The organism is Bradyrhizobium sp. SPXBL-02 (genome assembly GCF_051853065.1).
Taxonomy (GTDB): domain Bacteria; phylum Pseudomonadota; class Alphaproteobacteria; order Rhizobiales; family Xanthobacteraceae; genus Bradyrhizobium.
Map to the genome: position 1 here is coordinate 4,978,103 of NZ_CP182474.1, position 19,758 is coordinate 4,997,860.

Genomic DNA, 19,758 nt, shown 5'->3' on the forward strand with positions numbered 1-19,758 from the left:
AGTCTGTCCAATTAGTCCACTCTCAGAACTAAATCGCTCGATCAGCCCTCCGTCAAGGGTGTTTTTTTTCGATTTTCCGTCATATACCCCAGCGGGTTGGCACCTCATTACGTATCAGGACGCCCATTTGTTCGTCATATTTACAAATTGACCCGGCCGTGCTTGTCTTCCACCGCGGAAGCAGAGCCTAGGGACGAAAGGACCTCCGGATGAAACGGATCGGAATCGCGCTGGCGGCATTTTTCACGATTGCATCGAGCCTGGCCTCAGCCAATGCAGCGACGCTGCGGGTCGGCATTCAGGACGATCCCGATGCGCTCGATCCGGCACTTGGCGGCACCTACACGGGACGTTTTGTCTTCGCGGCGCTCTGCGACAAGCTCGTTGATATCTCGCCCGACCTGAAAATCGTGCCGCAGCTCGCGGAATCATGGGAATGGGCTGCAGACGGCAAGTCGATCACGTTCGCGCTGCGCAAGAACGTCACCTTTCATGACGGCACCGCGTTCGATGCGGCCGCGGTCAAATTCAACATCGAGCGTATGAAGACGCTGCCGGACTCCAAGCGAAAGTCAGAGCTTGCGCCGGTCCAGAGCGTCGAGGCGCTCGCCGCCGACAAGGTGAAGTTCAATCTGTCGGAGCCGTTCGTCCCGCTGCTTGCCAACCTCAGCGACCGTGCTGGCATGATGGTGTCGCCGAAGGCCGCCATGGAAAAAGCCGGTGAATTTGCCGCCGCGCCGGTTTGTGCCGGTCCGTATCAATTCGTCGAGCGCAAGTCGCGCGACCTCATTCGCGTCAAGAAATATCCGGGCTACTGGAACGTCGGACAGATCGGCTATGACGAGGTCGTCTACTTCTATGTCCCCGACTCGACGGTTCGGCTGTCACGGGTGAGGGCCGGCGATCTCGACCTCGCCGAGCGCGTCGCGCCGACCGACCTCAAGACCATCCGCGACGATTCCAATCTTGCGCTGCATTCCGGCAAGGGGCTTGCCGTTTCGCATCTGATGTTCAACGTCGGAGCCGGCGCAAAGGCCGACACGCCGCTGGGCAAGAACGCGGCGCTGCGCCAGGCCTTTGAGCTCTCGATCGACCGCAACGTCATCAACAAGGTCGCCTTCAACGGCGAGTTCTTGGCCGACAACCAGATGATTCCGCCCTCCTCGCCCTACTACGACGCCGCACACAAGGCGCCTGCGCGGGACGTCGCCAAGGCGAAGGCGATGATTGCCGCCGCCGGAATGACCCGCGTGCCGATAGAGCTGCAGTTCGAGAACACGGCCGGAGATTCCCGCGTCGCGCAGATCATCCAGTCGATGGCGGGTGAGGCCGGCTTCGACGTCAAGCTGTTGCCGATGGAAACGGCCACGGCGATCGAGCGCTACATGAACGGCAATTTCGAAGCCTATATCGGCAACTGGAGCGGCCGCGCGGATCCGGATCCGACCTTGGTTGCCTTCTTCAGCTGCGCGGGCTCACAGAACGTCAACAAGTACTGCAACAAGGATCTCGACGTGATTCTGTATCAGGCCCGGGCCGAGGCAGACGAGACCAAGCGCAAGGCACTCTACGCCAAGGTCACCGATGTATATCTCGGTAACCTGTCATCGATCCCGCTCTATCACCCGAACTGGTTCTTCGCAGCCCGCAAGTCGGTCGGCGGCATCGTGATGGTTCCGGACGGCCTTCTCCGCCTGGTCGGTGTCAAGCCGACGAACTGAGGCGCACCGTATGCAGCACCCCGGCCGCGTGAGCAACAGTTTGCGTCGATGAAGACCCTGCTTCTTCGGCGGCTCGCCGTCTCGTTGCCGACCCTGTTGCTGGTGTCGATGATGGTCTTCGGGCTGCAGAAGCTGCTGCCCGGCGACCCGGCACTGGCGCTGGCCGGTGAAGAGCACAATCCGGAAGTCGTGGAATTTCTGCGGCAGAAGTATCGCTTCAACGATCCGGTTCCGGTGCAGTATGCCATCTGGCTCAAAGCCGTGATCCAGGGTGATTTCGGAACGTCGGTGCGAACCCGCTTGCCGATCGGCAAGATGCTGGTCGAGAAGCTCCCCGTGACGATCGAACTCGCGACCCTCTCGATGCTGGTTGCCCTGGCCATCGGCCTACCGATCGGCATCTTTGCCGCGTTGTGGCGCGGGACGCCACTCGACTACGGCGCCAGCATGTTTGGACTGGCCGGACTTTCCATTCCGCACTTCTGGCTGGGCATCATGCTCATCCTGCTGTTCTCCGTGAATCTCGGCTGGCTGCCTGCAGGCGGCTTCGTTCCGCCTTCCGAAAGCATCGGGCAAAACCTGCTGACGATGCTGATGCCGGCGCTCGTGCTGGGCACAGGCACCGCTGCGATCATGATGCGCCATGTCCGCAGCGCGATGATCCAGGCCATGAAGCAGGATTATGTGCGCACGGCCCGCGCCAAGGGCGTCCGCGAAGGCACGATCGTGCTGCGCCACGCCCTGCCGAACGCCATGATCCCGGTCGTCACCCTCGGCACGCTTCAATTCGGCGAATTGCTGGCGGGAGCGGTCCTGACCGAGCAGGTGTTTTCAATCCCGGGTTTTGGCAAGATGGTCGTCGATGGCGTGTTCAGCCGCGATTACGCTGTCGTGCAAGCAGTCGTGCTCTGTACCGCAGCCATCTTTCTGTTGATGAGCCTCATTGCCGATCTCGCCTACGCCGCGCTCAATCCAAGGCTTCGATCATGAGCACGATCGAGACGCAGCCGATTGCAGCCCAGGCGCATGGGCGCGGCTCCGAACCTCGCCGGCTGCTCCACGAGCCTTCCGCATTGATCGGCGGCGCGATCATCCTGTTCTTCATCGTGCTGGCCGTGTTTGCATCGTGGCTCGCGCCCTACGATCCAAACACACCCGATTGGATGGCCGTGCGTGCTGCGCCCAGTGCGGCACATTGGTTTGGGACGGACGATCTCGGTCGAGATGTACTCTCGCGTGTCGTCTTCGGCACGCAAGCCTCGCTGGCTGCCGGCATGATCTCGGTAACCGTCGCGGTCTTTGTCGGACTTCCCTTGGGGCTCATCGCCGGCTATTTCGGCGGCCTCGCCGACATGGTGATCTCGCGCCTTGCGGACGCCCTGCTCGCCTGCCCCTTTCTCGTGCTCGCGATTGCGCTGGCCGCATTTCTTGGCCCCAGCCTGGAGAATGCGATGATCGCAATCGGCATTTCTGCCGTTCCGGTCTTCGTCCGCGTTGCACGCGCCGAGACCCTGGTTGTGCGCACAGAGGACTATATCTTGGCTGCCCGTTCCCAAGGGCTCGGTCATTTCGCCATTTTGGCCGGGCAAGTGCTGCCAAATGTTCTGGCGCCCACCATCGTACAGGCGACGCTCACCATGGCGATCGCAGTTCTGGCAGAAGCAAGCCTTGCATTTCTCGGGCTAGGTCAGTTGCCGCCCGCGCCCTCTTGGGGCGCCATGCTCGATGTCGCGCGCCAGTTTCTCGGCGAGGCACCATGGATGGCGCTTTGGCCCGGCCTTGCGATCATCACGCTCGTGATCGGCTTCAACCTCATCGGCGACGGCCTGAACAGTGCTCTAAATCCCAGACACTAGCGCGCGGCGTCCAAGTGCACCGCTGCAATGCGAGAACTCGGCAGCATAAGCTTTGCTGGTAAGGGGAAGGGACTTGCTACCAGGATCCATAGTTCTCAAGCAGCAACACAAAATTGACGCAAGAAGTGCGTTTGCGTGGAAATTCTTCTCAGACGTGCCGCGGTTGCTCTCTCATGGACGCAACGCGCACCAATCTATGACCGAGCCAGTCACTTGCCCCGACTTGAGCCCAATCGACTTTATCACCGGACCCAGGCTCGCGGGCGTCGCTTCAACAAAACGCTAAATTGTCTGCACTCGAGTCACTGTCCGGCTCCAGGCCTTGCGAACGATAGGCTGCCTGCAGAGCTTGGTCCGCCATCGCGCGCGTGTCGCTTACGTGATCCCGTCGACGATCGCATTCGGGTCTTACCGGGCTCATTCTTTGCCGCGAAGCGGTAGTCGACCGCCGCCTTCGCGTCAAACGTCGGCACTACTTAACTAAATTGGATACTGCGGCTAGCTGGCGTGAACAGCCGCGTCCTCCTCAAACGGTCAAGGCAGTACTCTTGTCAGATGCGTGCGCCGCTTCATTCTGCAACCGATCCTTGCATCGAACCGGCCATGCTCGACGTGAAGCTTCTGGTTGCGGCTCAAGAATGAACTAGTTCATACTATCGGGATAGAAAACACCGCTACGTTACGAACTGATCTGCATCGGGCGAGGTCCGGGTCGGAATTTTCTCTGGGTTCCGCCTCGCGCATCCCACGCGAGCACAGGTTGCTCTGGCGGCAAATCCGTCGAGCCTGATTTCGGTCAACGCGTGTCGGAGTTGTGGTGAGGTTCACATGTGCACAGGACTGGGCACGCCCATGTGCAATATCTGCGGCAAATTCTGCGCGCGCGGCGAACTGCCACCAAGCCTCGTGTTAGCCATAGTGTTCGGACACGGTTGTCGGCATACGCACGCACCCGCGCCATTGAACAGTAAAACGCGACTAAATCTATCGCTAAGTCCCGGCCTCGGGCTCCAACCCGATTTGTTGCCCACGACGGGCGGCGGGCGTACCATTCCACGCCGGTTGTCAGCCTAGTGTCGAGAATTTAAGGACCGGCCGGAATACGAACGGCCCAACAGAAGATTTTACTCGGCCGGCCAGAGCTCGGTCGAACTTTTCATAATCTCGCGACCAGGAAGGCTCTTCATGACGGGGGGCATCAGTGAGAGGATAGTGGAGCGCAAGGTCGCCATTCTCGGGCGGCTTGGCGTCCACCCGATGGTTCGCCTCTCGCTCCCGGCGCGCCGGCTTCTCGCCTTTCTCGCGCTTCAAGGCCGGCCGGTCTCGCGCACCGCAGCCGCTAGCAATCTCTGGCTGGATCTCGCCGAAGACGCGGGCCGAGCCAACCTCCGCCGCGCGCTGTGGCACGTTCCGCCCGGCTGGATCGAGACCATGGGCGACGAGCTGGTGCTGTCGGCGGACGTTGATTTCTCGCGCGCACAGGCCACCGCGGCCCGTGCCCTCAAGGGCGAAGCGCTTACCTTCGAGGACATCGTATTGCTATCGAACGACGTTCTGCCCGGCTGGCATGAGGAGTGGCTGATCGCCGGGCAGGAGGCGTTTCGCCTGCTGCGGGTGGAGGCGCTCGAGGCGGCCTGCCGGATCATGACGACGTGTGGCGATCTCGCGCTGGCAGCACAGGCGGGGGTCGCCGCGCTCGCCGCCGAGCCGCTGCGCGAATCGGCGGCCGAAGCGCTGATCGATGCATATCTCGCCCAGCGCAATCGCTACCAGGCGGTCCAGTGCTACCGTTCGCTGGCAAAGCGCCTTGCCTGCGAGCTGGGCGTGGCCCCGGATGAGGCGCTGGCGAAGCGCGTGGCCGGCATTTGTCCCGCCTCACGCACCGCGCACTAGCTTCCCCTTCCCTTTTTGTTTCTTCCTTTTCCGGAGTCTGCAGGGACGGCCGTCGTCTGCCCGTGGACGATCCTGCGACGCTGCGTGGACGCCTCGGAAAGCGCCGCGGCCACGGCAGCAATACGCACTGAGCGCGCGAACAAGACGGCAAGGCGACGGCGGCACACACAGCGGCGGACGGCGGTCATGCTCAACTGCACCGCAGATGTTCAGGAGGCCGGAGTCGCGCGATGCTGAATCAACAAGAGTCATCCCATCTCTTCGCCGCGCAGGAAAACCCGTTCGCTGAAGCCTTCGCCGAAACCGGCAACGGCGCGGCGATCGGCTTCGCTCCGTGGAGCGAGAATCTCACACCATTCACAGCGACGCTCGATGGCGGCGCAAGCCAGTCCGAGACCGACCGCCTGGTGGCCGAAGTCTATGCCGAGCTTCGCGACGAAGCATTCGATGAAGCGCTTGCGTTTCTGGCAGAGGAGACCGAGCAGGCACTCGACGAGCGGTTCGTCGGCGAGACGCCGGCGTCCGCACAGGAGCGCGAACGCTATGCCGACGCGCACCTCGCCCCGGTGCGCTTCGAGGCGCAACAGTATCTGCAGACGCTGGAAGCAGGGATGGCCGGCCTGGACGTCGGCTCCCTTTCAGAGCAACAGCTCGATGAGGTGCTGGAGAGATTCGACCCATCGATCGGAGAGCTGACGCCGGCCGGCGAGGAGTTCATCGGCAAGCTCATCAAGAAAGCCAAGGGCGTCGTCAAGACCGTCGCCAATGTGGCAAAGAGCGTCGGCAAGGTCGCGGGGTCGCTGCTCGGGCCGGTTCTGAACAAGCTGCGCGGCCTGATCAATCCCCTGCTCCGGCGCGTCCTGTCCTTCGCCATCGGCCGGCTGCCGGCACCTCTGCAGCCGCACGCACGCGCGCTCGCCGCCCGATTCACGTCCGAGGCTGCGGAGGAGAGCATCGACGAAGCTCAGGTGTCACCGGCGAACCTGACCGACATGGAGTCGCTCGCCGAATCCTTCGACGCGGCCATCGCGGAGGCACTGGCGGGCGATGCGGCAGCCGAGTTCGAAGGCGAGGCGTTCGGTGCGACGGACGAGAGCGAGATCGAGACGCGGGAACTCGAGGTGCTCGCCGAAGCCCGCGGCGCACTGATCGAACGGCTGCGCGACGCCGACGAGGACGAAGATCTCGCGCCGGCGATCGAGCAATTCGTTCCCGCCCTGCTCGGCGCGCTGCGGCTCGGAATCAACCTCGTCGGTCGACCGAAGGTGGTGGGCTTCCTCGCCAATTATCTCGGCCAGTTGATCGGCAAATGGGTAGGACCGCAGCTCAAAGGGCCTCTGTCGAACGCCATCGTAGATACCGGTCTGAGGCTCATCTCGCTCGAGGCCGAGGACCGGGCGCAGCTCGAGCGCAGCGACGAGGTGGCGCCGGTCGCGCTCGCCAGCGTCGTCGAGGATACGGTCCGCCAGTTCGCCGAGAACGAGGACTACGTGTTCGAGGACGAAGAGCTGACCCAGCTCGCGACCGCAGAAGCGTTTAGCCAAGCCGTTGCAACGCATTTCCCGCCTCGCTTCGTTCGTGCGTCGCTGCAGCAGGCCCCGTCGCTCGGCGGAACCTTCGTGAGCCGCCGCCCGCGTAGCCTCCGGCCCTATCGCAAGTACAACCGCACGCCCGATATCCAGGTGACGTCGCAGATTGCGGACACGCTGCCCACCTTCGGCGGATCGACGGTCGGCGCGGCGATGCGGGCGGCGGGCGCGCAGTTTCCGATCCGCGCGCGCATGCACATCTATCAGTCTGCGCCCGGCACCACGCTCCAGCGCATGGTGCGCACCGACCGGTCGGGCGCAGGCGCAGGCCGCGGCTACATCAACACCGCCAACGTCCATCCGCTGACGCCGGCGGCGGCCGGCGTTCTACTGCGTGAACCGAAGCTCGGTGTCGCGGTGCCCGCCGCATATCTTCGCTCGCGACAGCGGATCGCCGCGGGCCAGCGCTTCTACATTCTGGAGCCGGTCGGCGCCGGCGCGCCGCCAACTTTGCCCGCGGGCCCGGCGGGACAGGCCGCGGCCAGGCGTCTGCGCGCAAGCCGTGCCTGGGCTTCGGTGAATATGCGCCAGGCGCGCATCACCGTCGGAATCTACTTGTCGGAGGCGGAGACGCAGAAGATCGTCGCGGCGATCCGCAAGGGCCAGGGAAGCCTCCCGCTGCTGCAGGCGCTCACCAGGACCTACCAGGACATGGAGCGACTCTCCGCCGGCGGCCAGGCTCCTCTCCGGATGTTACGCGAGGATGGCGAGGACGGCGAGACTTTCGAGGACTTCGCTGCCCACAGGGGCAAGCTGCTGCCGCCCGGCCTGACCGCTCAGCTGCGCCAGCGCCTGCGCGCCTGGGTGATGCCGGCGTTGACGAAATGGGCGCGAGCCAATGCGGAAGCGTTCGTGCGCGCAGCCGGACATCCCGATCCCGGTGTAACGGTTCGCATCCGCCTCACCGCGGTCCCCGGGCTCGACGCGATCCGCAGGATGCTGCGCGGCGGTGCGTCCGCGCCGTCCGGCGCCGCGCTGCGCGGCACACCGAGCATCGCCATCTCCGTCACACCTGGGCGAGGCGGCAAGTGACGCGTGACATCGACCAGCATCTCGTCACCTCGGACCTCCAGCGGCAGGTCGCCCACTGGCTGGCGGCCGCTCGCACGTTTCGCGATGCCGAGGAGTTTGCTTCGATCGAGGCCTGGAAGTCGGTGGAACGCGACACCGGTGCGCCGCTGCGCCAGCAGATCAACGCGGTCGTCGAGGAACTCATCGAGCTCGGTGAGGCGACGCAGCGGGTCGTTGCCGAGGCGCGGAAGAATCCGGCCCGCATTCCAGCCGCCTCGACCGGTGTCCAGCGCTTCCGTCGCCGCTACGTCCAGGTCGACACCACGCTCGATTTCCTCGGAGATGCCGTGAACTCGCGAACAAGTGCGCCTCTGCGCGAGGCGCTCACGACGCTCGACCGGCTTGCGGTCACGAGCATGCAGGGCGTGCTCGAGCGGGCGAGGAAGCCGGTGCCAAGAGTGCTGGTGTACCAGGACAAGGGAACCGGCGCATCGATCCTGCGCGCGGGCGTCCGCCTCTGGGCGCCCGGGGTCATCATGCCGGTCGCCGCCATCAAGATCGTGCGCCACAATCTCTATCGCCCCACCTCGCTCTTTCACGAGACTGGCCATCAGGTCGCTCACCTCACCGGCTGGACGCCCTCCGTGCGAGCGGCCATAGCGCGCGCGCTGAAGGACGATGAAAAGCTTCAGGTGATGTGGACACCCTGGGCCTCCGAGATCGGTGCCGACGTCTTTGCCTTTCTTCACACCGGCTATGCCTCGACGGCGGCGCTCTACGACGTCGTCGGCAATGCCGACACCATCCTGCAATGGCCCGTGGGCGACCCGCACCCGATCGGGTGGCTTCGCACGGTCCTCGGTTGCGCAATGTCACGCCTCTGCTTCGGCGATAAGGGCCCATGGAATGCCCTGCAACGGGCCATGGAAGCGCATTATCCGATCGCCCTCGCCGAAGAGACGCTGCAGCCCCTGCTCGCCCGCTCGAAGGCCGCGATGCCAAGGATCGCAGAAGCGTGTCTCTCAGCGCCCGTACCGGGGCTCGGCGGCCGGCCGATGACCGACGTGCTCGATCCAAAACGCGTCTCGCCCCAGGCGCTTGCCGAGCTCGAACACACCGCTGGCGCAGCGCTCTGGACGTCGCCGGCGTGGCGACAGCGCGAGGGGATACGGATCGTCGCACTCGCCGGCCTGCGCGAGGCCGAATGTCCCGAGACTGCACCGATGTGGATTGAACGCGCACGCAGCTGGTTCGTCAACCAGGCCGAAGCGGCGTGAATTGAGAAAGGAATACGACATGGCCAAGAAGCCTTCATCTTCGGCGGGATCCGAGTCCGTGCTGGAGCTTGCCAAACGCCAATCGGACGGGCACCCGCGCAACGAGGAGATCGACCTCCTCAAGCAGACCATCAACGAACTGCACGAGCGCGATGCGAAGCGCGAGCAGGAGCTGTGCCACTTGAATCAGGCGCTGAGCCGCTTGTCGCAGATGAGCGCGATCGAATGCATCCTGACCAACGGATTCGAGGAACTGTCGACCAAGCTCGCACCGCTGGCGGAGATCGGACCTCATCGCGTTCCGATCACGGATGGCGCTGTGAACGCGCGTCTTGCAAGCATGATCGAAGCCACGGCGCGGCCGCGCTGGTCGGGAGCATCGACCGTGCCGATACCAACGCGTCCCGTTCCATTCATCGGCGAGGTCGTTCCGCGCCCACGCGACAACGAAAGGTACTAGTCATGATCCAGCAGCTGATTGACCGCATGATGGCGCCGCCCTCCAACATGTCGCGCGACGCGGCGGCCGCAATAGTGCTCATGTGCGATCCGTTCGATCTGTTGCTCCACATGGAACAGGTCTGGAACGCCTTTCGCGTATGGGGACCGCCGCCGAATCCGCAGCCGGCCAGCCCGGCCCGGCTGGCCTTCCTCCGCTACGACATCGGCGCATTCGCGCCATTCATCCCGGATCCGTCGTTGGCCGGTGTCCCGCAATGGGACCACCTCGGCTACAGCTACGTTCTGGAGAACACACGCGCCATCCAGATCCTGCGCCGCGTCCTCCGGGAGTATCGCTCCGGCGAGGGATTGGGCATCCCGTCAATCGCGACCCAGCGTTGGCTCGAGATCACCGAGGTGCTGCTGTTTGGTGCCGCCAATCCGCTTGCCCCGTGGCTATCCACCAGTGTCATCCGTCCCGATCCCGAGGCGGTACGGCGCAACGCATACTGGCGGCTCTTCGGCCTCGACCTGGCATTCGGCACCGACGACAACCGGCCGCCCGCCTACGACAAGGCCACGCACGCGAACGCGTCATTCATCCAGGTGTTCGAGGAACTCCTTTTTGAATTGTGGCAGGCGATCACCAACGTTCGCAACACATCCGGCGTGAACGCCTCAGACGACGATCGGATTTTCAGGATCGCCGAAGCACTGCGATTTGCACTGCGCGCCCGGCGGCAAAATCAGTTGCTCAGTCGGGAGGAGCTGGTCGCGGCAACGGCCCTCGGCTGGGCCGAATTGACGCTAAGCGCCAACACGCCGGTGGTCGAGGATCTGGTTGCCAACGCCACGAGCCCCTACGAGCGCCTGCGGATGATCGGCGAGCGCGTTGGGCTCGCACCGCACAGCAGGTCGTCGGCTCTGTTCTCGATGGCTGGCGATCTTTCCCGGTTCCTGCGCATCGTCGAGTCCGGCGTCGTGTCCGGACCTGAACTGGCGTGGGTTCTCTACCTCGAGCAGCCGCCGGTCGGTTCGCCGCCGGGCGCAGCTTCGCCGATCGGAGCTTCGAGCAGGCGGGTCATCACTGAGTGGGCATCCGCAACTGGCAAGGATCTGAAGACACGCGCAAAGCCGATCGAGATGCGGCCGCCGACCCGACCGCCACTGCTCGTCGGCGCACGTTGAGGTCAACGCAGGAGGCAGACGATGCACGGGTCCACGCAGGATTTCCAATCGCTCGACCCGCTCGGCCTCGACGCTCCGTTCGCGGAGACGTCCGAGCCGGAGAACCACAGCGGAATTGAAGCGTTCGCCACGCTCGAGGACAACCCGTTCGTGGCCTTTTCGGGCGAAGCGGAGTGGACTGGTGCGGGCGAATCCCAGTCCCTCGAGGAGGGAGAACTGGGCTCACCCCACTCCTTCGCGAACTGTACGTCGACGCAAAAGCAGCTGCTGCTTGACGTCACCGAACGGTGTCTGCGCGCAGTGCAGCATGCGGCCTCGTTCGTCGGCAGCGCGTACGGACGGCCGGATCGGATGGGCGCAGCCACGCGGCAGCTGCTGCTGCGGCATTTTCACACCACGAAGCACGACGATCTCCGTCACATCGTCACACGGCTGATGCGGATCGAAAAGGCGCTGAAGGATGGAATCAAGTTCCGCGGCGAGACCGACTGCGCCACGGACGGCAAGGGAGCCGTCTGCGGTTATGCCCTGACGACGCAGTTGTTCGGCGGTTTCGGCAAAGTCCACATCTGCTTCGACACGCGGCCGAGGCACTGCAACTTCAGCGCGCTGGCGCCCGACACGCAGGAGGTGACCCTCATCCACGAGGTCGCGCATCGCTATGTCGGCATCAAGGACCAGGCCTACGAGCACGAACCGAAATACGCGACCCTGTCCCCGAAGCAGGCTCTGAACAACGCGGATAGCTACGCCTTCTTCGCCGTCGAGGGCATGACCCTGCTGAGCGAGAGCTTCGAGCCGGAGCTGGAAGGCTCGCTGTCGGAAGATTACGATGAAACCTCGTTCACAGGGCTTGAAGCCCAGCCGTGGAATTCGGATGGCTTTTCCGCGGACAACGATGCCGCGCGAGACGAAAGCTCGGAGCCTTGGGCGCGCGAGCTCGAGGAGGCTCGCGAGCTGGAGTCCGGAGCCAGCCGCTGCGCCGAAGACGAACACGAAGGTGAGGACGAATATCTCGAGTCCGAGGCGTGGACCGCAACAGCGGAGCAGATCGCCTTTCGCAACAATGTGCTCGCCGAGCATATCGCCCGCAGCCGCAAGGCCAGGGGTGCTGCCCTGCCCGACCTGAGCAGCACTCAGGTCGAGACGATCCCGGGCACCAGCGTCAAGACGCGGCCGGAGACTGCGCGGGCCGCAGGCCGCCTGCTCGCCGCTGCAAATGCAGATCTGCAGAAGGCTCAGATTGCGGGTGATGCAGATGCGCTGCGAACGAAACGATTGACGGCAGCAAGCGGCTATCGCGGCAGTGAGCACCAGCGCTCGCTGTGGCTCGGGTATTTCAAGGGCTACTACAACCGGACACGCGCGCACCGCGAAGCTCTTGCCGAAGGTCCACATTCGAAGGCAGCAGCCGCCTACATGCTGAAGTCGAAGGCCTTCGGCGGCTTTGGCCTGGGTGGCCGGATTGCGGCGCCAGGCTACAGCAATCACCAGAACGGAATTGCCGTCGACTTCTATCAGAACAGAAAAGCGGGATTCGAGGTTGCCAACAGTAGCAGTGACGCAGCGCGAGCGGCCTGGCGCAGGAGCTGGTTCTATGGATGGCTGAAGCAGAACGCGGCGGCCTACGGTTTCGAGCAGTTGCCGACCGAGGAATGGCACTGGGAGTTTCGCCGCAAGCCGACGATCACGAGCGAGTTCGAAAGCGAAGCCGTCGTTCCGTCCACGAAGCCGTATCTTGACGGCGCGTTATGGATCTACCGCTCCCGCGTCACCGGCACAAAGATCGCCGTATTCGCGTCGGCTGCGGCCGTTCGAGGCAGCGGGCCGGTCGACATGTTGCTCTACATCCACGGGCTGCTCAGTCCTTGCGGCGTGCCGCGAGCCATGCCTGCGGGCATCGTGACGGAGGCGACCTTCCGGCTCGGCAAGATCGTGACCGACAGCGGCCGGCCGATGCTGCTGATCGTGCCGCAGCTCCAGATTGGGAGCGACGCAGGCTGGAGTGCACACGGCCTCGACCGGCCTGCGCAGCTCAATGCGCTGTTTGCCGAAGTGCTGGGCGAGGCGGACCGCCGCCTCGAGCGGAGCGGCACGCAAATCGGCCGGCTCGTCATTTCCGGGCACTCGCGCGCCTACGGCGTGCTCTATCCGCTCGCCAACGCGAACAAATCCACGGCGCTCGGCACCGGCGCGCTTGCGAAGCTCGTCAAGGTGTGGGTTCTTGACGCCACCTACGGAAGCCCGCCCATCGCGGCGTTCAAGGCGCTCTCCGCAGCCCGGCCGGGTTTGGGCGTGGACATCGTTTACCGCGCCAAATCTCCGACCGACAAATTCGACGGCCGCGCCAATGCGGGCGCGGTGGCGCTGCGCCCCGTGCCAAATTCGATCACCCATTGCGCGCTGCCCGGTAAACTGCTCCCGACCTTGTTGAGCGAGCTCGGCACAGCCTCGGATGGCGAGGCCTTTGAGAATTTCGATGCGATGTCGAGCGCGGAAACACATTTCGAGAGAGCCGACGGGGAATCGTTAGCTTGGCTGGACGTGGACGCAGGCCTTCCTGGCGACAAGCTCGACGAAGACTTCTCCGACACGCGCTGGCCTGAATCGTCCGAGGACGAAATCGAGCACGAAAGGTGCGGATGCGGGTGCGGCGCCCACTCGGCGCCCCGAAAATTCGAGGCCGAGTGGTTCGAACCGGAATCGGATGACGCAGGATGGCCTGCAGGCGTCGGCGTGCGCGCATTCGACACCGAGGCCGGTGGAGCCGCCGACCTCTTGCAGGGCGCCTCGGCTCTTGTGGTCGGACCGACGCTTCGCCGCGGCAACGGCGGCGCCGGTGTCGAAGCGCTGCAGCGCGCGCTGGCGCAACTCGGCCATTCGCCGGGCGAAATCGACGGACGATTTGGCGATGCAACCGAAAAAGCGGTCCGCGCCTTTCAGTCCCGCGCAGGCCTCTCCGCCGACGGCGTGGTCGGCCCGCGCACCAAGGCGGCTATCGCCGCAGCGCTCGGCGGCAAGATCGCGCCGCTACCTACTCCACCTGCTCCCATCCCGCCGGCACCGACCCCGCCTGCGCCGCTTCCTGTCGACGAGGATCTCGATGCCTTCATTGCCAGATTGGCTGCGGAGTGGTCGCGGCGGACGGGCGGAAAGCCTTCGGCCGACGAACGAAGCGCGGCGCTGCGCGGCGACTACGAGGATACGCTGAAGGGCGCCCGCATGCGCTTCGGGACGAAGTACGCCGACGACGTTCTCCGCCGCGCCTGGATGATCAGCCGCGAGGAAGAGATGCGCTTCCGCACCGAGCCATCGGCCGGCTCGCTCGGCGATTTCGGGCCGCCGGCGCAGCGGGTGGAGCTGGTCAGTCACGCGTCGATTGACGGAAGCGACAAGGCGCCTGTCGCGCCGATCATGGTCCGCTTCTTTGCCGAGCTGCGCCGCCGCTACGGCGCAGGCCTCGGAGCGGGTACCTATCGCGGACATGGCGGCGGGAGCTTCAACGACCGCGGCTATTCGCTCGATCTGTTCCTGAACAGGCGCGACGCTCGCGGCTTCTATCTCCGCGACGATGCCTTGAGGTTGCTGCGCGCGGTGAACGAGACTGCGAAGGCGATGCCGGCCAAATGGCGGATCATCTACAACGATTTCGCGGTCGCCGACGAGATCAACCGGGAGACCGGCAAGCGCAACGTGATCTTCGTCGGCACGACGCGCAAAGACAAGAACAAGCGCGTGACGGGGCTCAACTGGCATGGACCGCATCCCCTTATCATCCACTTCCACCTCGACCTCGCGCCGCTGCCGGGCGCGCAAAGCGAAGCCGAGGACGAGGGATGGCAGGAGACTTGGCAAGAGACTTGGCAAGAGAACTGGCAGGAGAATTTCAGCGACGGTGAGGACGTGCGCGCCGCCTGCGAGGGCGAATCTCCAGCCGACGAGACCCTCACCCTGGAAGCCCTGCTCGCGAGCGAAGCGGGAGGCGATCCGGGGCTGGTGGACCGCCTCAAAGGCGTTGCCGAATTCATGCTCGGACCGACGCTGCGCCGGGGCAGCAAAGGCGACGGCGTGAGCAGCCTGCAGCGCGCCCTTGTCGGGCTCGGCTACGATTTGGCAGTGGACGGTGATTTTGGTTCGAACACCGAACGCGCGGTGCGTGGGTTTCAGTCGCGCGGCGGGCTGGAGGCCGACGGCGTCGTCGGCGCGGCGACCAAGGCCGCGATTGGCGCCGCGCTGGCTGGCCGGTCGCTGCCGCCCTCCCCCGCTCCTACGCCTCCTGCGCCGACGCCCTTGCCCTACGCGCCGGGCAAGAAGCTCGCGCCGAAAGCGTTCGTCGCCACGTTCGGCAAGTCAGCCAGGGCTTCGCAGGCGGCGAGCCGCGTACCCGCCCTGGTAACGCTCGGCCAGGCAGCGCTGGAATCCGGCTGGGGTGCGCATGCGCCAGGCTTCAATTTTTTCGGTATCAAGGCAAAAGCCAGCATGCCCGAAAACATGCGGCAGTTGCTGAAGACCAAGGAGGTCATGTCGCGGCCCGACGCCAAATTCCCCGAAGTGATCTCGGTGACGCCGCGGCCCGACGGCAAGTACGACTATGTCGTGCGCGACTGGTTCCGCGTCTATCCCGACGCTGCCACCGCGTTCAGCGAGCACGGCTCATTTCTGGCGCGCAACAAGCGGTACGCCAAGGCGTTCGCGGTCACCCACGACCCATACGCCTTCGCAACCGAAGTCGCTCGCGCGGGCTACGCCACCGGACCGACTTACGAGAGGGAGCTCCATGCCGTCATGCGCATGATCGAGAAGGCGGGTGGCGGGTAAGAATGTCGAACTGAAACCTGCAACCTAAATGGTCCGATCCGGATCGCCAGTCGGGTCCGGGCGACGCGTTCTCGAAGAAGTCAGGGCCGCAGCCTTATCGTGTCCGGAGGTCCACCATTCGCCAGCAAGAGCCGCACGTCGCGACTGGCTCTTGATCATTCAAGCCGACTGCACGGAGATCGGTGATATGCCGCGAGGACCCGACAAGTATGATTCCATGACTGCTCTGTACGATGATCCGAACAATGTCGAAGGGATGGCATATGGAAAAAGATGGCTACGTCATGAGTGGCGCCAACTGGTGGAAGAACAGGTTACGGACAACACGGAAACACAAAAGATCATCATGGCCCTCCACGGAGGTGGCATTGAGACCGGCACAAGCGAGATCGCTCTAGCTACGGCCGGCTATCATCCGGCTACGCTGGCGACCGCAGTTGATGGTCTTGGATTGCTTGACCTCTGGCTGTTTGAAGGGTTGTTGCCCTCCAGCAACGGCGACCTGCATGTGACGGCTTCCCACTACGATGAGCCAATAGCCACGAAGTTGGTCGAAAACGCTCAACGTTGTATCAGCTTGCACGGCTGTACGGACACCCAGGCGAATGGAAGAATTCAGCTCGGCGGACTGGACGACGAGTTGCGCGATATCGTTCTGGAAGAATTGGATGCTGCAGGAATCCCGGCCGAGGTTACCAGCAACCCTATGCTTGACGGCAGTCTCCCAGACAACATCGCAAACAAGACAAGAATTGGCGGCTGCGCCCAACTCGAGATGGGAACGAGCTATCGTAGAAGCTTGTTCGGGATCAACACAAGGCGGCAGCGGAAAAACACGACGAACGCTCAATTTTGGCTACTGGTCGACGCTTTGCGTAAATCCATGAGCCGCGTATGAGCCGTTCCCTACCCGGACGGAATAGCCAGCAGGCTTGTTCGAACCGGGCACGACGGCTTAGAAAATCGATTTTCCAAGCCCAGGTTACGCCGGCGCCCGCCGGCCGTCTCAGGAATGAGCACCCACAGACGGCGCGACGTCGAGGCGGACCGCGACACCGCTGAGGTCCGGGCTCGGCGCCGGATAGAGCTTCATGACGAGCGGATCGTGACCGGGCACGATGTGGTCCGCGTCGGGTGCGACAGCGCGGAGCTTGTCGAAACCCGCCAGCATGTCGCCGACATGAAAGGCGGTCGTGAACGGGCGCTCGCTGGCCATGTTCTCGTAGAAATGACTGACGTCGGAGGAGAGCACAACGAAGCCCAGCGGGTTCTCACGCGGACGAACTGAAGACCGGCCGAATGCCTGCAGGCGCTGCAATGACGAGCATTTTTAGCCGCGCATGACCGGCAGGCCTTAATCCGAAGGAATCGCCTGCCGCCGGCGACCTAGCGGCGGCCTCGCCTGGGAAACAGCTTGTCGCGGATGTAGCGCGAAGTCGGCGTCAATCTGGCGCCACGCGGCTTGCGCCAGACCGCACGATCGATCTCCTTCTTGTCCCCGACCTTCAGCCGTCCCGTTACCTTCTTGGCCAGGAAAATGGCATCACTCATCCGCCGGCCGGTTCGGCTCTTCTTCGCTCTCACTTCCGTCCACAGTTTCAACGACCCGAGCTTGAGCTTGGGAAGCTCCTCCTTGATCTCGCGACGCAGGCAGCTCCTGTCGCTCTCGCCTGCCCGCCTCCGGCCGCCTGGAAACATCCAAAGGCCGTCGCGCCTGCGTCTCACCATCAGCACGCGCCCCTTCCGGGCGACGACCAGCTTCGAGGATTTCGCCATCACGACCGGCCCCGCATCTATCCCTGCTTCCGTTACCCCAGGCTCTTTGGCGAGATGCCGCTCGATTAGGGGCAAATGATCGCCTTGATAATCCCATCGCGCCGCGCGACCTGCTGCTCGAACGCGGCGGGCGTCTGGTCGAGCGAGAAGCGATGCGTGGCGAGCGGCGCCAGCTTGACCTGGCCGCCTTGCACAAGCGCGATGGCCCGCGGATAGACTTCCGGCATACGACGTGAAAACTTGATGGACAGGCCCTTACGACGCGACTCCGCGCCGCTGAGGATGTACTGGTTGTTCTCCGGGATGCCAACGAGAACGATCCGGCCGCCGATACGGGCGCAGCGCGCAGCATGCTCGAAGCCGTGCGAGGAGTCGGTTGCCTCGATCACCAGGTCGACGCCGCGGCCTTCGGTGGCGTCCCCGACCTCGGCGTAGCTGCGGCATGCCACGTCCGCCCCGAGGTCGCAGGCCAGCGCCGTGCGCTGCTCGACGGGGTCGATCGCGATGACCTTCCCGGTACCCGCGAGTCGCGCCAGCTGCACGAGCAGCAATCCCACCGGCCCGCAGCCCAGCACCGCCACGCTTTCCAGAAGCCGCGGGCGCGCCAGATCCATCGCATGGATCGCTACGCCAAGCGTTTCCAGGATCGCAGCGCCGGCCGGGTCGATGCTGTCAGGCACCAGATGCACGGCGGATCGGGGCACGCAGACGAATTCGGCCATCGCGCCGTTGTGAGGCGCATAGCCGAGGAATTTCACATTGGGGCAGAGATTGGTGTGACCGCGATGACACCATTCGCAATGGCCGCAGGGAATGGACGGATCGACCGCCACCAGCGCGTCAGCCGAAAGCCCCGCTTTGCGCGCCGAGTCCGGCGTGAGAACACCCGAGAACTCATGGCCTAGCACGAATGGCCTGACTTGCGTCGGGCCGGTTGTTCCGCCTTCAAGATAGGAATGCAAGTCGCTGCCGCAGACGCCGACAGCCTTGACGCGGAGGATGAGCTCGTCCTCCGCAAGCGGCCTCGGCTCTGGGATATCGAGGACGCGGATATCACGAATGTCCTGGAGCACCGCAGCGCGCATGTCGACGCCATCCTTCTGAGCAATTGTCTCCGGTATGTTACATATGTAATGACGAGGTGACAAATGCTTTTGCACGCCTTTCAGCGCACACGCCGGCTATCGCGCGCTCGGTTTCGAAGGCGCGGATCCCCTTCTCTGCAGAGGAAATCGGGCTATTTCTGCTTGTCGATCAGTTTCAGGGCGGCGACGGCGGTGTTCTCGTCCGTCATCAGCACCTTGCCGATCCGGCCGCGCAGCACCGCGGCGATGATCGGCGCCTTGTTGAGTCCCCCGGCGATCAGCATGGACGTCGGTACGCGCGCCAGCTTCTCGAGCGGCAGCGCAATGGCTCGGCTGTTGATGCTATGATCGATGGGCCGGCCGGCTTTGTCGAGAAACTGCGCCAGGACGTCGCCAACGGCGCCTGCCGCCCGTAGGTGCTCGGCGCGGACGTCCGGCGGCAACCCATGCCGCATCAGCAGCGAGCGCGGGGTCAGATCTCCCATGCTCAACAGCGCTAGATCGATCTTCTCGACGCTGTCCAGCACCTCCTGATAGACCTCCTGAGTCAGAAACGTGTCGCGCGAGCGCCGGCTGCTGACAAAGATCGGCGCGGCCAGATAGCTGCACTGGGCGTGCAGCCGGTGCGCGAGCTCACCGGCAATCTCGAAGGTGTTGAGCTCAAGGCCGCGCGACAGGCCGCCCATCATGGAGACGATGGACAATTCCGGATAGTCCGCCGGTGTGACGTAACGGATGGTCTCGCGCAAGGTCGCGCCCCAGCCGATTCCGATGATGCGCGGCCGCTTCTGTTCGAGGAATTTCGACAAATAGGCTCCCGCCGCCATCCCGATCAGGCTGCCGACCTGCTCGGGATTTTCCGGGCTCGGAATGACGACGGCGTCCTCAAGCCCGCATTCCCGGCGCAATCGATGCTCCAGCTCTGTGCAGCTCGCAAAGGTGGAGTTGAGGCGGATGTTGACGATGCCGGTCTGGCGGGCATCCGACAGCATGCGGTTGACGCGGGCGCGGGTCAGCCCCAGCCGCTCGCCGATCTCGGCCTGAGTCAGGTTCTCCATGTAGTAGAGCCAGGCGACCCGCAGAATGGTCTGGTCAGTCACGGC

14 protein-coding genes are annotated in these 19,758 nt (G+C 64.1%); 10 read left to right on the forward strand and 4 right to left on the reverse strand.

The window, feature by feature from the left end; translation table 11 throughout:
• Positions 1–209 precede the first annotated feature (209 nt).
• From ACNJYD_RS23505 to ACNJYD_RS23550, 10 genes are all read left to right on the forward strand, one after another.
• Positions 210–1,721, forward strand: coding sequence for an ABC transporter substrate-binding protein (locus ACNJYD_RS23505; RefSeq protein WP_212256393.1), 1,512 nt, complete (start codon positions 210–212; stop codon positions 1,719–1,721).
• 48 nt (positions 1,722–1,769) lie between these two features.
• Positions 1,770–2,711: an ABC transporter permease gene (locus ACNJYD_RS23510; RefSeq protein ID WP_212256395.1), complete on the forward strand. Its 942-nt coding sequence runs from the start codon at positions 1,770–1,772 to the stop codon at positions 2,709–2,711.
• The gene (locus tag ACNJYD_RS23515) at positions 2,708–3,577 is read left to right on the forward strand and encodes an ABC transporter permease (RefSeq protein WP_212256397.1); all 870 of its coding nucleotides are present in this window, start codon (positions 2,708–2,710) and stop codon (positions 3,575–3,577) included. Before ACNJYD_RS23510 ends, ACNJYD_RS23515 begins: the two co-directional genes overlap by 4 nt.
• Positions 3,578–4,762: 1,185 nt before the next feature.
• Positions 4,763–5,470 (forward strand): AfsR/SARP family transcriptional regulator, encoded by a 708-nt coding sequence (locus ACNJYD_RS23520; RefSeq protein ID WP_210268450.1) that lies wholly within the window; start codon positions 4,763–4,765, stop codon positions 5,468–5,470.
• A gap of 230 nt (positions 5,471–5,700) precedes the next feature.
• On the forward strand, positions 5,701–8,091 hold the full coding sequence (locus tag ACNJYD_RS23525) for a hypothetical protein (protein ID WP_212256399.1): 2,391 nt from the start codon (positions 5,701–5,703) through the stop codon (positions 8,089–8,091).
• Entirely contained in the window at positions 8,088–9,347 is a 1,260-nt protein-coding gene (locus ACNJYD_RS23530; protein ID WP_212256401.1) for a hypothetical protein, read from the forward strand. The genes ACNJYD_RS23525 and ACNJYD_RS23530 overlap by 4 nt, the downstream gene beginning before the upstream one ends.
• 19 nt (positions 9,348–9,366) lie before the next feature.
• Positions 9,367–9,807: a hypothetical protein gene (locus ACNJYD_RS23535; RefSeq protein ID WP_439363462.1), complete on the forward strand. Its 441-nt coding sequence runs from the start codon at positions 9,367–9,369 to the stop codon at positions 9,805–9,807.
• A gap of 2 nt (positions 9,808–9,809) precedes the next feature.
• A complete protein-coding gene (locus ACNJYD_RS23540; protein ID WP_212256404.1) occupies positions 9,810–10,976 on the forward strand; it encodes a hypothetical protein in 1,167 nt (388 codons plus the stop codon).
• A gap of 21 nt (positions 10,977–10,997) precedes the next feature.
• On the forward strand, positions 10,998–15,794 hold the full coding sequence (locus ACNJYD_RS23545) for a peptidoglycan-binding protein (protein ID WP_439363464.1): 4,797 nt from the start codon (positions 10,998–11,000) through the stop codon (positions 15,792–15,794).
• A 151-nt stretch (positions 15,795–15,945) separates the two neighbouring features.
• Positions 15,946–16,692, forward strand: coding sequence for a poly-gamma-glutamate hydrolase family protein (locus tag ACNJYD_RS23550; RefSeq protein WP_212256408.1), 747 nt, complete (start codon positions 15,946–15,948; stop codon positions 16,690–16,692).
• A 108-nt stretch (positions 16,693–16,800) separates the two neighbouring features.
• On the opposite strand, the gene ACNJYD_RS23555 is transcribed toward ACNJYD_RS23550, so the two are convergent.
• From ACNJYD_RS23555 to ACNJYD_RS23570, 4 genes are all read right to left on the reverse strand, one after another.
• A complete protein-coding gene (locus ACNJYD_RS23555; protein WP_246571007.1) occupies positions 16,801–17,112 on the reverse strand; it encodes a hypothetical protein in 312 nt (103 codons plus the stop codon).
• 68 nt (positions 17,113–17,180) lie between these two features.
• On the reverse strand, positions 17,181–17,570 hold the full coding sequence (locus ACNJYD_RS23560) for an NUDIX hydrolase (RefSeq protein ID WP_172788020.1): 390 nt from the start codon (positions 17,568–17,570) through the stop codon (positions 17,181–17,183).
• Positions 17,571–17,635: 65 nt separating this feature from the next.
• Positions 17,636–18,655, reverse strand: coding sequence for a zinc-dependent alcohol dehydrogenase (locus tag ACNJYD_RS23565; protein WP_172788019.1), 1,020 nt, complete (start codon positions 18,653–18,655; stop codon positions 17,636–17,638).
• Between the two features lie 152 nt (positions 18,656–18,807).
• Entirely contained in the window at positions 18,808–19,755 is a 948-nt protein-coding gene (locus tag ACNJYD_RS23570; RefSeq protein ID WP_439363467.1) for a sugar-binding transcriptional regulator, read from the reverse strand.
• Positions 19,756–19,758: the final 3 nt, after the last annotated feature.